This window comes from Gordonia sp. 135 (genome assembly GCF_009720185.1).
Classification (GTDB): domain Bacteria; phylum Actinomycetota; class Actinomycetes; order Mycobacteriales; family Mycobacteriaceae; genus Gordonia; species Gordonia alkanivorans.
In genome coordinates, this window is the sequence record NZ_CP046257.1 from 2,151,151 (window position 1) to 2,165,324 (window position 14,174).

The following is a 14,174-nucleotide window of genomic DNA, read 5'->3' on the forward strand; positions in this document are numbered from 1 at the left end:
CGTGATGTCTGAACCCCTTGCGCTGCAACGACGAGACCGACCCTGGGTGGGATCGGTACTCAGCCTCCTGCTCGGACCGGTGGACCTGCCACCGCTCGATGCCGTGCGTGCAGCACTGCGACGGGTGGCGACGGAGAACCCTCATGCCCGGCTCGGCTGGCGTCTGGACCGCGCGACCCTGCGCTGGATTCCCGGGGAGCCGACGGATGACATGGTCACCGAGGGGGAACCCTGGCCTATCGGGACCGACATCGGCGCAGTGGTCGACTCTTTGGTGGCACATGCAGATCCGGACCTGCCCATCCAGTTCGTCAGATTCCCGAGACACCTGGGCATGATCGTGCGGCACGCGCTCAGCGACGGCCGGAGCAACGGCGCCATCATCGAAGCTGTGGCCGCCGCCGCGTCCGCGGGCGAGTACGCGCCGGTGGCGTCCCACCCGTCCGGACGGGCGCCGATGCTGTCCGCCGCGTGGGCGACCTTCGGGCGGGGCCCTCAGCGTCTGCGAGCGGCGTTCGCCGACCGGCCGAAGCGGCCTGCACCGCCGGAGCCGGGCCTACCGGTGACGTGGTCGCCCTCGCGCAGGACGCTGTACGGAAGCCTCGACGGCGCTGTCCGCGACGAGACGGTCGCCCGGGTCAAGAAGTCGGCGGGCAAGGTCAGCAACTTCGCCGTCGTCGCCATCGCACTCATCCGGGCTCTGCAGGAGGCAGGCGTCAACGTGTCGCCGATCTCGAACGTCGTCGTGGACCTGCGAACCTACCTCGACGGGGAGTGGATCAACGGCAATTTCTTGGGAGCGCTGCCGATCCGGATCGATGAGGAGACCACCATCGCCGAGGTGTCCCGGCAGATCCGCTCCGGGATGCGAACGGCACGACCCCTCGCGGGGGCTCTACTGTCCTCCGCGCGCACAGGCGGACGACGGCGCCGTCCGGTGACGCCGACGGTCACCGACCCGGCGGCACCTGTCTCCGTCGCCTTCTCGGACGTCGGAATGCGCACGAACATCCCGTTCTCGCCCGGCGGGGAACATCTGTACGCGAGCAGTTCGGAACCGGACGGCCCGCACGGGCTGACGATCGTCGCGCTGCACACCCGCGAGGCCAGCCTCGTGTCGGCCTCGTTCCACGACAACGTCATCGACCCAGCACGTGTCGTTGCCGCCCTGAAAGCGTTCGCCCAGGACTTCGGCCGGCTCGTCGACGGGGACGGTTCGTCGTGATCAGGGTGCTCGCGGTCTCGCCGTCGAAGGATGCGATGGGGGCCGAGCAGAGTCTGCTGAACATCGCGCCGCTCCTGGCGACGGCCGAGGTGGATGTGACGTTGGCCGCCCCCGCGGGCGGTACATTCGAAAAGCGTTGGCGTGGGTTGGGATTGGCGTTCCGCGCTCTGGAGATCCCGGAGCGGCGAGGACTGCGTTCACCCGACGGGCGACGCATGCGTGGATCTGTCGAACTGATCTCGCTGGTATGGCGCACCGTGCGGTCCATCTCCCGCCTCATGCGCGTCGTGCGGGAGACGCGGGCGCAGGTGATCCACTCCAACCTGCTCATGACGCATCTCGACTGCGCAGTCACCGGTCGGCTGACGCGGACCGGAACCGTTCTCGAACTCCACGAGATAGTGGCTCCCGGCATCGGCCGGTGGGCGCTGGGGTTCGCAGTCCGTCTGTCCGACAGCACGATCGCCATCAGTGGCGCGTCGCGCGATCAGGTCCCGTCCTGGGTGCGTGACAAAGTGATCGTCATCCCGCAGTGCGTCGATGTCGGACGGTTCGAGACCGCCGCGCCCAGTGGGGAGTGGCGTGCCCGGCTGGCGGATTCCCCGGAATGCCCGATAGTTGCCGCGGTCGGTCGCGTCGACCCGGAGAAAGGTCTGCACGTGCTGGTCGACGCGGTGGCCAGGGTGCGGGAGAACGGTGTGCCGGCCCAACTCGCGGTTGTCGGGTCACCCGGGGTGGACGACGGCGGCTACCTGACCGAACTCGTGCGGGTCGGCACTCGGTTGCTCGGCGACGCACTGCGCATCGTGCCGCATGTCGACGACGTCGCCGGGGTCCTGGGGGCCGTCGACGTCCTCGCCTGCCCGTCCTTCGAGGAACCTTTCGGGATGATCCTGCTCGAGGCGCAGGTGTGTCAGGTTCCGGTCGTCGCCTGTAGATCCGGTGGTCCCGGCGAGTTCATCGTCGACGAGGAGACCGGCCTGCTCGTGGAACCCGGCGACGCCGACGGCCTGGCGCGCGCAGTGCAGAGGCCTGCTCGGGGATGCGGGGCTTCGCGCGCGGATCGCCGAGGCCGGCGCGGAACGGGTCCGCGACGAGTTCGTCGCGCCGGTGCGTGCGGCCCGGGTGGCGTCCCACTATCACCGGCTCGCGGCGGTGTGACGGATGCGTGGTCTGCTGATGATTCTCGTGGCGATCGTGACGGCGGCTCTCTCCGTGTCGGTCGCGGGATGCTCGTCGACCGAGGGCGGTCTGATCCGGCTCCGGGCGGTGATCGACGGGCAGAACACGTTGACGATCTCGGATGGCGGTGTGACCACGCGAGGCGTCGTGGTCTTCTTCCACGGTCTGGACCGTGACGAGACGATCCTCGACGTGGACGAGGCCCATCGCGCTCTCGTCCGTGACCTCTGTGCAGCCGGCTACGTGGTCGTGGCCGGCCGAGCCGGGGGAAATGCGTACGGAAACCCCGCATCCCAGCGCCACTATGCGGCGATCGCCGAAGCGACGGCCGAGCGGCATCGGGTGTCCGACGTGTTCTTCCTGGCCGAGTCGATGGGCACGATCGCAGCGGTCAACGTGATGGCAAAGCACTCAGACCTCCGGCCGCGCGGGCTGGCCGCGATCGGGCCCGCCCTGACTTTCGCGCAGGCGACAGGCGGTTACCAGCAAGGCCTCGCAGCGGCGAACCCCGACCTCCCCGGGACGGACCCGATGCGACTGCCCGTCGATTCGCTGGCGGGTGCGAACATCCGCTTCTACGTCAGTCCGCAGGACACTCTCGTGTCGACAGCGGCCAATGCGGCGGCGTTCCGCGCCCGGTTCGGGCAGGTCGCGACCATCTCGATGGTCGAATGCTCGGGCGCGCATCTGGATTCGTCGTGTATCAGGGGAGAGGACGTGGTGTCGTGGTTCAACCACATCGCGCCGTGGTGACCGGGACATCGGGACCGTCGGCGATTCCGCTCGCCGAGAACAGGTCCGGAGAGCCGCGGTTGTCGGTGGTGATCTGCTGCTACACCGAGCGGCGTCGGCAACAGGTGGAGGCTGCGATCGTGGCCACCACAGCGCAACTAGGTGACGCCGACGAGTTGATCATCGTCGTCGACCACAACCCCGACTTGTCAGCCGACCTCGCCGCGGGCCACCCTGGGCTGATCGTGGTCGCCAACAAGGGAATCCGGGGATTGTCGGAAGCCCGCAACACCGGTACCGACACCGCATCCGGCGACGTCGTGGTCTTCATCGACGACGACGCCCGCCCGGCCCCCGGAGCCCTGAAGGCGGTCCGGGCACGGATGGCGGAAGCCCATGTGGCGGCGATCGGCGGTGCGGTCGAGGCGAGATGGGAAACGGCTGCGCCGGAGTGGTTCCCCGACGAGTTCGGGTGGGTCGTCGGCTGCGACTACCTCGGCCTGCCCCACCACGGCGCGGCCATCCGGAACCCGATCGGTGCAGCGATGGCAGTGCGCCGCGACGCGCTGCTCGACATCGGTGGTTTCTCCCCGGCGCTGGGACGCCGCGGCACCCTGCCGGCCGGGTGCGAGGAGACCCTGATGGGAATCGCTCTGCGGGAACGGAATCCGAACGACCGCATCGTTCGCGACACGACCTTCCGAGTGACGCATCTCGTCCCCGACGACCGCGGGACCTTCCGCTATTTCACCTCGCGCTGCTATCACGAAGGTCGATCCAAAGCCGTCCTGGCCTCGTTGACCGGCGCGGACGCCGCCCTCGCGAGCGAACGTCGCTACACCACCCGCGTGCTTCCGGCCGGGGTCTGGCGCCACCGTCGCTCGCCCCGCAGATGTGCAGCGCTGGTGGCCGGGTTCCTGTGGACCTGCGCCGGCTATGCCCGCGGACTCGCCGAGAGAAGGAGCATCCGATGAGACCAGTCGTCCACTTGTGCGTCGTCGCAGTGCTCGCCGCGTCGGGATGCTCCATCGGATTCGGCCATGCCGACCCCGGACCACGCGTCATCTACGCCGACGGCTTCGACGGCCCGCCTCGCGCAGTGCAGAGCCCCTGGCGGGCCGTCACCGGCGGAGGTGGCTGGGGCAACGACGAAGTCCAGGTGTACACCGACTCCGTGGAAAACGCCCGGATCGACGGGCACGGGCACCTGGCCGTCATAGCCCGACGCAACGACCGGGGGTTCACCTCGGCGCGATTGTCGACCAAGGGTGAACTGTCGATCCGCCACGGCCGGATCTCGGCCCGCATCGCCGTGCCCGCCGGTGCCGGACTGCACCCCGCGTTCTGGATGCTGGGCGATGACATCGACCGGGTCGGCTGGCCGGCTTCCGGCGAGATCGACATCATCGAAACGCTCAACGAGGCGTCCGAGTACCACACCGGCGTCCACGTACCCGGCGGACCGCCGAGCGGACGTCAGAGCGTGTCGGCCACCGGCATCCCGCCGGCACCACTTGCGGGGACCTTTCGTATCTACTGGGTGAACAAGTTGCCCGGTCTCATCCAAACCGGAATCGACGACCGGACGCTGCTCACCGTCACCCCGGCGGACCTCGAGCCCGGCTCGCGCTGGGTCCTCGACAAACCTTTGCATCTGTTGCTCAACATCGCCGTCGGCGGCACCTGGCCGGGACCTGCCGGCCCCACCACGCCGCCGGAGTCCACGATGCTCGTCGACTGGGTCCGAGTCGTCGCACCCTGACACACAGGACAACCGCCCACCTTCGGGGCTCCTTCGGTAACCTCACCTGGGTGGACGACGACAACTGCCGGTGCGGTCACGACCGGTCGGCACACCAGCATCACCGGGCGGGCACCGACTGTGCGCTGTGCCCGGACGGGACATGTCCACGTTTCCGGCGGAGGTCACGGCTGCGTGCTCTCCTCGACTCGGTCACCGGGGAGCGGCGTACGCGCTCCTGATCGTGCCGGCCGGTGTCATCCGGAGGGGCAATGCAGGGGGCTCTCGGAGGGGCCGTTTCAAGGGCATTTGCCCAGCACAATGCCGCTGGAGTAGGCTTTGAGAACGCGCGTGCGCTCGATGACGCGCGACAGGCGCACGCCCCGGTCGAAATGCTTCTGATCAGGGGTTTTGTGCCGCGCAATACGTCAAGAACTGTACCTACTACACACCTGTCCGGAGCAACTCAACATATGTCGTCCCCCACGATCACCTCGCCGCAAGTAGCCATCAATGACATTGGCACTGCCGAGGACTTTCTCGCCGCCATCGACTCCACGATCAAGTACTTCAACGATGGCGACATCGTGGAAGGCACCATCGTCAAGGTCGATCGGGACGAGGTTCTGCTCGACATCGGTTACAAGACCGAAGGCGTCATTCCCTCTCGCGAACTGTCGATCAAGCACGATGTTGACCCCAACGAGGTCGTCAACGTCGGTGACGAGGTCGAGGCCCTGGTCCTCACCAAGGAGGACAAAGAAGGCCGTCTGATCCTCTCCAAGAAGCGTGCGCAGTACGAGCGGGCTTGGGGCACCATCGAGGAGCTCAAGGAGAAGGACGAGGCCGTCAAGGGCACCGTCATCGAGGTCGTCAAGGGCGGCCTGATCCTGGACATCGGCCTGCGCGGCTTCCTCCCGGCATCGCTCGTGGAGATGCGTCGCGTCCGCGACCTCCAGCCGTACATCGGCAAGGAGATCGAGGCCAAGATCATCGAGCTCGACAAGAACCGCAACAACGTGGTCCTGTCGCGTCGTGCGTGGCTCGAGCAGACCCAGTCCGAGGTCCGCAGCGAGTTCCTGCACCAGCTGCAGAAGGGCCAGGTCCGCAAGGGCGTCGTGTCCTCGATCGTCAACTTCGGTGCGTTCGTCGATCTCGGCGGCGTCGACGGTCTGGTCCACGTCTCCGAGCTGTCCTGGAAGCACATCGATCACCCGTCCGAGGTCGTCGCAGTGGGCGACGAGGTCACCGTCGAGGTCCTCGACGTCGATCTGGACCGCGAGCGTGTTTCGCTGTCGCTCAAGGCCACTCAGGAAGACCCGTGGCGTCAGTTCGCCCGTACCCATGCGATCGGTCAGATCGTCCCGGGCAAGGTCACCAAGCTGGTGCCGTTCGGTGCGTTCGTCCGCGTCGACGAGGGCATCGAGGGTCTGGTCCACATCTCCGAGCTGGCCGAGCGCCACGTCGAGGTGCCGGATCAGGTTGTCGCCGTCAACGACGATGCGATGGTCAAGGTCATCGACATCGACCTCGAGCGTCGTCGTATCTCGCTGAGCCTCAAGCAGGCCAACGAGGACTACACCGAGGAGTTCGACCCCTCGAAGTACGGCATGGCCGACAGCTACGACGAGCAGGGCAACTACATCTTCCCCGAGGGCTTCGACGCCGAGACCAACGAATGGCTCGAAGGCTACGAGAAGCAGCGTGAGGCATGGGAGGCCCGGTACGCCGAGGCCGAGCGTCGCCACAAGATGCACACCGCCCAGATGGAGAAGTTCGCCGCCGCCGCAGCCGAGGCTGCCAACGCCCCGACCGACTACTCGTCGGCTTCGGAGAGCCGTGGTGGCTCGGCGAACACCAGTGGTGCTTCGTCCACCGGTGGTTCGCTGGCGAGCGACGAGCAGCTCGCCGCTCTGCGCGAGAAGCTCTCGGGCAACGCCTGATAGCTCTGCTCCCGCAGTAGATCTGCACTGAGCACACGAAAAGCCCTCCCGGGACTTCCCGGGAGGGTTTTTCGTGTCCCTGCCACACCAGCCGAGACCCGGTGGGTACGGTATTGATCTCGTACGCTGTACGGAAAGGGTGCAACGTGTCGACCGCTGACGATGCCCGAACCCTCGTTCGGCTGCTCTGGCGTGGACGTGGGGAGCCGCAGACACCCAGACGCGGTCCGCGACAACGGGTCACCGTCGACGAGATCGTCGGCAAGGCGGTCACCCTCGCCGACGAGCGTGGACTGACCGCGGTGTCGATGCGGGCACTCGCCGCCGAGCTCGGCGTCGGTCCGATGACTCTCTACACCTACGTGCCCACCCGAGACGTCCTGGTCGCGCTCATGGTGGACCATGTCGCCGGCGACCCGGTGCCGGGGCCGGGATCGACGGTCCGGGAATCCCTCGCGCAGGTCGCACGTCATCTGCGCGCCGAGTACCTGGCACATCCCTGGTTGATCGACGCCAATCCGTGGCGACAGGTTCTCGGTCCGCGTCGTCTCGCCCGCTACGAACGGCAGCTCGAATTGCTCGAGCCGCTGGACATCTCGGACCTCGACCGTGACCACATCCTCGGTCTCCTGTCCGCCTTCGTGACCGGCAACGCCCGGGAGGCCCTGGCTGCCGACGCCGCGGTGACCAACAGCGGCATGACCGACGTCGAGTGGTGGGAGGTCGTCGCACCCGAGCTCGACGCGGTGATCCCCAAAGGCGGGTTCCCTCTCGCGGATCGAGTGGGAACCGTTGCAGGCGAACATCATCAGGCGCCAGGGGCTCCTGACGAGGTGTTCGATTTCGGCCTGGCGCGACTGCTCGACGGGTTGGCGCCGTTCATCGGGGACGGCTGAACTCGCCCGCCGAGGTCGGACAACCATGCATTGTTGACAATCATTTTCATTAGACGGTTGACTGTCCGAGTGCTATCACCACGGACAACTCTGACCCGTTCCCTCGCGCTGCTCGCTGCCTCCTCCATCGCGCTCGTCGCATGCGGCGACCCCGAGCAGGCGACCCCGTCCGCCGAATCGTCGCGCGGACCCGCGGAACAGCAAAGCGCGACACCACGACTCGCACTCAGCTACGACGGCGGAATCCTCGTGCTCGACGCGAAGACGCTCGATCAGGTCGCCGACCTTCCCCTCGACGGATTCGTCCGGCTGAACAGCGCGGGCAACGGGCGGCACGTCTTCGTCTCCGAGGCCGACGGGTTCCGGGTCCTCGACGCCGGGACCTGGACGAAGGCGCACGGCGACCACGGACATCACTACACGACCGAGCCCTCGCTCACCGAGATGCGTTTCGGTGGAGCGGAACCCGGACATGTCGTGGTCCACGACTCACGAATCAGCCTGTTCAGCGACGGCACCGGACAGGTCGACATCGTCGAACCCGCCGAACTGCTCCGCGGCAACCCGGTGGCCACCACGTTCACGGTCCCGCAACCCCATCACGGTGTGGCGGTGTTCCGCGGCGACGGTTCGGTTGTCGTCACACGCGGCGACGAGAATTCGCGGAGCGGCGTTGCGATCCTGGACAAGCAGCGGAACGAGATCGCCCGCAACGACGAATGTCCCGGCGTCCACGGCGAGGCCGCCGCGGCCGACGGCCGCCTGACCTTCGGCTGTGAGAACGGCATCCTCATCGTCGACGGCAACGACATCCGCAAGGTGGCCAGCCCGGATCCTTACGGCCGCATCGGCAACCAGGCCGGTGATCACGGGTCCCCGGTCGTGCTGGGGGATTACAAGAGTGACGAGGACGCCGACCTCGAACGGCCGACGCGCTTCTCGCTCACCGACACCCGTACCGGCGATCTCCGCCTGGTCGATCTCGGGACCTCCTACAGCTTCCGGTCGCTCGAACGTGGCCCCGGCGGCTCTGCGGTGATCCTCGGGACCGACGGCGCGCTGCACGTCTTCGATGCACGATCCGGCAACCGCACCGCCCGGATCCCGGCGATCGGGGAGTGGACCGAACCCGACGAATGGCAGTCGCCGATGCCGAATGTCGTGGTGCAGGATCGCATCGCGTACGTCAGTGAACCGGTGTCGAAGAAGATCGTCGCGATCGATCTGGAGTCGGGTGAGAAGGTCGCCGAGTCCACCCTGCCGCGCGAGACCGTCGAACTCGTCGCGGTCACCGGCTGAAGCGACGCGACACACGGGGCGCCGGTGTGCACCGGGCAGGAGCCTGTTTGCCAGACTGGTGACGTGATCAGGCTTGGACTGACCGGTGGCATCGGCGCCGGCAAATCGACAGTGGCAAAGACCTTCGTCGAACGAGGTGCATACATCATCGACGCCGACAAGATCGCCCGCGAGGTGGTCGAACCCGGCTCGGCGGGCCTCGCCGCGCTCGTCGAGGCCTTCGGCTCGGACATCCTCGCCGCCGACGGCAGCCTCGACCGTCCGGCGCTCGCGGCCAAGGCCTTCGTCGACGAGGGGTCGCGGAAGGCGCTCAACGGGATCACCCACCCGTTGATCGGCGCGCGCACCCAGGAACTGCTCGCGGCGGCGCCGGACGACGCCGTCGTCGTCCAGGACATCCCGCTGCTGGTGGAGAACCACACCGCGCCGTTCTTCCACCTCGTGGTGATCGTGTTCGCCGACGCCGACGTCCGACTGCATCGCCTCACGACGATGCGCGGGGTCGACGAAGCAGACGCGCGTGCTCGAATCGCGGCGCAGGCCACCGACGAGCAGCGCCGTGCGGTCGCCGACGTCTGGCTCGACAACTCCGGATCGGCCGATGACCTCGCCGCTGCCGCCGCGCGGGTCTGGGACGATCGGCTCGTACCGTTCGAGGCCAACGTCCGGGCGCGTCGGGTCGCCGATCCGGTCCCCGAACTCGTTGCCGCGGAACCGAATCCGGATGGTCCCGCGACACGTCTGGTCAACCGGCTGTGGGCGATCGCGGGTGAGCGCGCGGCCGCCGTCGAGATCACCGATCCGGCAAACGTCGAGCTGCGGATCGCCGCCCGCGACGAGACCGCGTCCGCAGAACTCGTCGACCTCCTCGCCGACGGTGGGTTCGCGCCCGTCGGCCCCGGCGTTCACGGTTCCTGCGATCCTGGGCGACCCGCGACCGTGCGGATCGAGATCGCCTGAGGGGCTCGACAAACTGACTACGAATGTTGCCTGAATTGGCCACATCGTGTGCTCCGCGCTGTTAGCTTTGCGACGACGCACCGATGCCGGTGCGGACCACCAAGTCGGCAAAGCGTTGTGAGGAGCACATATGTGGGGTCCTGGTAGTTCGAAACGCGTGCGTGCGGTCGTCGGCGGTATCGCCGTCGGGGCGGCACTCACGGCCGCCGCGGTGAGTGCCGCCCCGGCGAACGCGGCCCTGCAGGGGATCGCCGTCGACACGCTGCCCGGTTACGGCTCCTCGGCGAACGGCTCGTCGAATTACGGCCTCTACGGTGCGGGATGCGCCTACAAGTTGTCCGTGATCGTCGGCGATCCGAAGTCGGCCAAGTCGACACTCAAGGTCACGTCCACCCGGGCGGGCCGCACCGTGACGATCCACAACGCCAAGCCCACCGCTGTCGAGGTCACGCCGACCTGGCGACCGTCCGCCCCCGGACGCTACGTGCTCGCCGCGAACCTCGATGGGGTGGTCAAGACGCGGACCGTCAACGTGGGCACGGGAGTGCAACTGCCGCAGTTCATCCGGAACGGCGCGTGCTTCGTGCTGCCCACCTATTGAGTCCGACGTCGGGCCGGCCGGCACATCGGCGCGCGGTCGTGCCGGGTCACCACCCGTGATCGGGGCGGTGGTCTCGGAAGAACACCACGCCGCCGACCGCGTCGTCGAGCCAGGCCTGTACGTCGTTGCCGTGCGCGGCTGCCCCGACGAGCGCGCGGGTCGCGATCTCGACGGCCTGCACGCACTGGTCGCTGTCGAGGAGTCCGCACCGGTGCGCTTCGAAGACCTCGTCGACGTCGATGAGTTCCAGCGGTGATCCCGGAACGTCGACGAGGTCGAGATACCAGTCCTCGGCGTACCACCGGCCGCGCTCGTCGGGGCCGGAGAACCGCCCGATGTCGAGGTAGAGGCGCTGATTCGCCCGAAAGCCGCCCTGGTAGTGGAAAATGTTGGCGCGCAACCCCAATGAGGGGAGAAGCCATGATTCGAGATAATCGAACCTCGGATGCCCGGGCGCGGGGCGCGACATGTAGAGGCCGTAGTCGGTGACTCGGTATTCCTCGACCTCCCGGACGAATCCCTTGTTGTCGGTGTTCGTCATCGCGGGCACATCGAAGACCTCCCGCTTGGGCGGGTGCATCGAGTGGGGTGCGGCCGGCGCGGTCGTCACGGGACCGCTGTTGCTCGTCATCCCCCGAATGTAGTTCGGCCGGCACCCGATCTCTGGGTGAACATCGGAGATGTTCCCGATGTGCGGGACGTCTGCCGCGCATGGTCGGGCGGCGGGCCGCAGACCGCGCGGGAACACTCGTGTCGTAGTGCGCGTTTACCCTGGCACTATGGCTTTTGCAGCAGAACGCCCGGTGCTCGCGCACTCCGAGTTCCGTCCGATCGGCGAGATCGAGCGCACCGAAGCCCGCTTGGAGGTGGTCAGCGAGTACGAGCCCGCCGGTGACCAGCCCGCCGCGATCAAGGATCTGACCGCACGGCTCCAGGCGGGGGAGAAGGACATCGTGCTCCTCGGTGCCACCGGTACCGGTAAGTCGGCGACGACTGCCTGGCTCATCGAGCAGGTGCAGCGCCCGACGCTGGTGATGGCACCCAACAAGACGCTCGCCGCGCAGCTGGCGAACGAACTCCGCGAGATGCTGCCCAACAACGCCGTCGAGTACTTCGTCTCGTATTACGACTACTACCAACCCGAGGCGTACATCGCGCAGACCGACACCTACATCGAGAAGGACTCGTCGATCAACGACGACGTCGAACGACTCCGCCATTCGGCGACCTCGAGTTTGCTCTCCCGTCGCGACGTCGTGGTGGTGGCGTCGGTGTCCTGCATCTACGGCCTCGGTACGCCGCAGTCGTACCTCGATCGCTCGGTCGAGCTCGAGGTGGGGCAGGAGATCGATCGCGACGCCCTGCTGAGGCTGCTCGTCGACGTGCAGTACACCCGCAACGACACAGCATTCACCCGCGGGTCCTTCCGCGTCCGCGGTGACACCGTCGAGATCATCCCGTCCTACGAGGAACTCGCGGTGCGCATCGAGTTCTTCGGCGACGAGGTCGAATCGCTCTACTACCTGCATCCGCTCACCGGCGACGTGGTCCGTCAGGTCTCCTCGCTGCGCATCTTCCCCGCCACCCACTACGTGGCGGGGCCGGAGCGGATGGAGCGGGCGATGGCGTCGATCGAGAAGGAACTCGAGGAACGCCTCGCCGAACTCGAGGGCAAGGGCAAGCTGCTCGAGGCGCAGCGCCTGCGGATGCGGACCACCTACGACCTCGAGATGATGCGCCAGGTCGGCTTCTGCTCGGGGATCGAGAACTACTCGCGCCACATCGACGGCCGTTCGGCCGGGAGTGCACCGGCGACGCTGATCGACTACTTCCCGGAGGACTTCCTCCTGGTCATCGACGAGTCGCACGTGACCGTGCCGCAGATCGGCGGCATGTACGAGGGCGACATGTCCCGCAAGCGTAATCTCGTCGAATACGGCTTCCGGCTTCCGTCGGCAGTGGACAACCGCCCGCTGACCTGGGACGAGTTCGTCGACCGCATCGGTCAGACCGTGTATCTCTCGGCGACGCCCGGACCCTACGAGCTCGGTCAGTCGAACGGCGAGTTCGTCGAGCAGGTGATCCGCCCGACCGGCCTGGTCGACCCGCAGGTCGTGGTCAAGCCGACCAAGGGGCAGATCGACGACCTGGTCCACGAGATCCGGCAGCGCACCGAACGCGACGAACGCGTCCTCGTCACGACGCTCACCAAGAAGATGGCCGAGGATCTCACCGACTATCTGCTGGAACTGGGCATCCGGGTGCGGTACCTGCACTCCGAGGTCGACACCCTGCGTCGTGTCGAGTTGCTGCGTCAGCTCCGGTCGGGTGACTACGACGTCCTCGTCGGCATCAACCTCCTCCGCGAGGGTCTCGACCTCCCTGAGGTATCGCTGGTCGCGATCCTCGACGCGGACAAGGAAGGGTTCCTGCGCAGCACCACGTCGCTGATCCAGACGATCGGCCGTGCGGCCCGCAACGTGTCGGGTGAGGTGCACATGTACGCCGACAAGATCACCGACTCGATGCGCAACGCGATCGACGAGACGGAGCGTCGCCGCGAGAAGCAGATCGCCTACAACAAGGAGCGCGGCATCGACCCGAAGCCGTTGCGCAAGAAGATCGCCGACATCCTCGACCAGGTGTACCGCGAGGCCGAGGACGAGGCCGTCGCGGTGGGCGGTTCGGGACGCAACTCCAGCCGCGGCCGCAGGGCGCAGGGCGAGGTGTCGAAGGCGGGCAGTGCGGGCGTGATCGAGAAGCGCGACGTCTCGGCGATGCCGCGCGCCGAGCTGGCCGATCTGGTGTCGCAGCTGACCGAACAGATGATGAGCGCGGCCCGGGACCTGCAGTTCGAGCTGGCGGGCCGCCTGCGCGACGAGATCGCCGACCTGAAGAAGGAGCTCCGCGGAATGGACGCGGCGGGCATCAAATAGGGCTGTGACCTGCAATCCCGCCGAAGACACAACAGCGCGACCATGTGCCGATCACCACGATCGGCGGACAGACACGCCGCGGCAAACTAATGTCCCGGTGAAAGAACCCTGCAATATGGGGGATGTAGGTGACGCCTCGCTGATGGGCAGCGAGGCGAATTCATGTCGGAGGTTGGGATGAGCGCATACGAGACCATCGTCGTCGGGACCGACGGCTCGGAGTCGTCGATGAAGGCGGTGGAACGTGCGGGGGCACTCGCGGGTGAAGGCGCGCAGTTGGTGATCGCGTGCGCATACTTCCCCAACGAGCGTGGTGCGGGGGACGCCGCCGACATCCTCAAAGACGAGGCGTACCAGGTCACCGGTTCGACGCCGACCGAGGAAATCCTGCGGACCGCGAAGGAACGCGCGTCCAAGGCCGGGGCCGCCACCGTTGTCCAGCGCCCCGTCAAGGGTGCGCCGGTCGACGCGCTGCTCCAGCTCGTGAGCGACGTCAAGGCCGACCTGCTCGTCGTCGGTAACCGCGGCCTGAACTCGATCGCCGGGCGCCTGCTCGGATCGGTTCCGGCCGACGTGGCACGCAAGTCGGCGTGCGACGTGTTGATCGTGCACACCACGGGCTAGTCACCCGACGGCGAAAACCGACGAGAGTCCCCGCC

General features: G+C 67.3%; 13 protein-coding genes. 12 read left to right on the forward strand and 1 reads right to left on the reverse strand.

Annotated elements, in window-relative coordinates; translation table 11 throughout:
- Positions 1 to 4 precede the first annotated feature (4 nt).
- From GKZ92_RS09820 to GKZ92_RS09865, 10 genes are all read left to right on the forward strand, one after another.
- On the forward strand, positions 5 to 1,225 hold the full coding sequence (locus GKZ92_RS09820) for a hypothetical protein (RefSeq protein WP_075864087.1): 1,221 nt from the start codon (positions 5 to 7) through the stop codon (positions 1,223 to 1,225).
- The gene (locus GKZ92_RS09825) at positions 1,222 to 2,583 is read left to right on the forward strand and encodes a glycosyltransferase family 4 protein (protein ID WP_230461925.1); all 1,362 of its coding nucleotides are present in this window, start codon (positions 1,222 to 1,224) and stop codon (positions 2,581 to 2,583) included. The genes GKZ92_RS09820 and GKZ92_RS09825 overlap by 4 nt, the downstream gene beginning before the upstream one ends.
- Positions 2,537 to 3,160, forward strand: a complete 624-nt coding sequence (locus tag GKZ92_RS09830; RefSeq protein WP_230461926.1) for an alpha/beta hydrolase — start codon at positions 2,537 to 2,539, stop codon at positions 3,158 to 3,160. The genes GKZ92_RS09825 and GKZ92_RS09830 overlap by 47 nt, the downstream gene beginning before the upstream one ends.
- Complete coding sequence (locus tag GKZ92_RS09835) at positions 3,133 to 4,113, forward strand: glycosyltransferase family 2 protein (RefSeq protein WP_230461927.1); 981 nt, start codon at positions 3,133 to 3,135, stop codon at positions 4,111 to 4,113. The genes GKZ92_RS09830 and GKZ92_RS09835 overlap by 28 nt, the downstream gene beginning before the upstream one ends.
- On the forward strand, positions 4,110 to 4,901 hold the full coding sequence (locus tag GKZ92_RS09840; protein WP_035752167.1) for a glycoside hydrolase family 16 protein: 792 nt from the start codon (positions 4,110 to 4,112) through the stop codon (positions 4,899 to 4,901). The genes GKZ92_RS09835 and GKZ92_RS09840 overlap by 4 nt, the downstream gene beginning before the upstream one ends.
- Positions 4,902 to 5,353: 452 nt before the next feature.
- On the forward strand, positions 5,354 to 6,823 hold the full coding sequence (rpsA, locus tag GKZ92_RS09845) for a 30S ribosomal protein S1 (protein ID WP_035752169.1): 1,470 nt from the start codon (positions 5,354 to 5,356) through the stop codon (positions 6,821 to 6,823).
- A gap of 146 nt (positions 6,824 to 6,969) precedes the next feature.
- Complete coding sequence (locus GKZ92_RS09850) at positions 6,970 to 7,719, forward strand: TetR/AcrR family transcriptional regulator (protein ID WP_035752171.1); 750 nt, start codon at positions 6,970 to 6,972, stop codon at positions 7,717 to 7,719.
- Positions 7,720 to 7,788: 69 nt separating this feature from the next.
- On the forward strand, positions 7,789 to 9,018 hold the full coding sequence (aztD, locus tag GKZ92_RS09855; RefSeq protein ID WP_035752174.1) for a zinc metallochaperone AztD: 1,230 nt from the start codon (positions 7,789 to 7,791) through the stop codon (positions 9,016 to 9,018).
- 63 nt (positions 9,019 to 9,081) lie between these two features.
- On the forward strand, positions 9,082 to 9,978 hold the full coding sequence (gene coaE, locus GKZ92_RS09860; protein WP_006359831.1) for a dephospho-CoA kinase: 897 nt from the start codon (positions 9,082 to 9,084) through the stop codon (positions 9,976 to 9,978).
- 130 nt (positions 9,979 to 10,108) lie between these two features.
- Positions 10,109 to 10,579 (forward strand): hypothetical protein, encoded by a 471-nt coding sequence (locus GKZ92_RS09865; protein ID WP_040004262.1) that lies wholly within the window; start codon positions 10,109 to 10,111, stop codon positions 10,577 to 10,579.
- Positions 10,580 to 10,625: 46 nt separating this feature from the next.
- Here the strand turns inward: GKZ92_RS09865 and GKZ92_RS09870 are convergent, their stop codons facing one another.
- Entirely contained in the window at positions 10,626 to 11,210 is a 585-nt protein-coding gene (locus GKZ92_RS09870) for a DUF402 domain-containing protein (RefSeq protein ID WP_155225226.1), read from the reverse strand.
- Between the two features lie 148 nt (positions 11,211 to 11,358).
- Here GKZ92_RS09870 and uvrB point away from each other — a divergent pair, with 148 nt between their 5' ends.
- Both uvrB and GKZ92_RS09880 read left to right on the forward strand, forming a co-directional pair.
- A complete protein-coding gene (uvrB, locus tag GKZ92_RS09875) occupies positions 11,359 to 13,515 on the forward strand; it encodes an excinuclease ABC subunit UvrB (RefSeq protein WP_075864092.1) in 2,157 nt (718 codons plus the stop codon).
- Between the two features lie 177 nt (positions 13,516 to 13,692).
- Positions 13,693 to 14,139, forward strand: a complete 447-nt coding sequence (locus GKZ92_RS09880) for a universal stress protein (protein ID WP_042376087.1) — start codon at positions 13,693 to 13,695, stop codon at positions 14,137 to 14,139.
- The last annotated feature ends 35 nt before the right edge of the window (positions 14,140 to 14,174 follow it).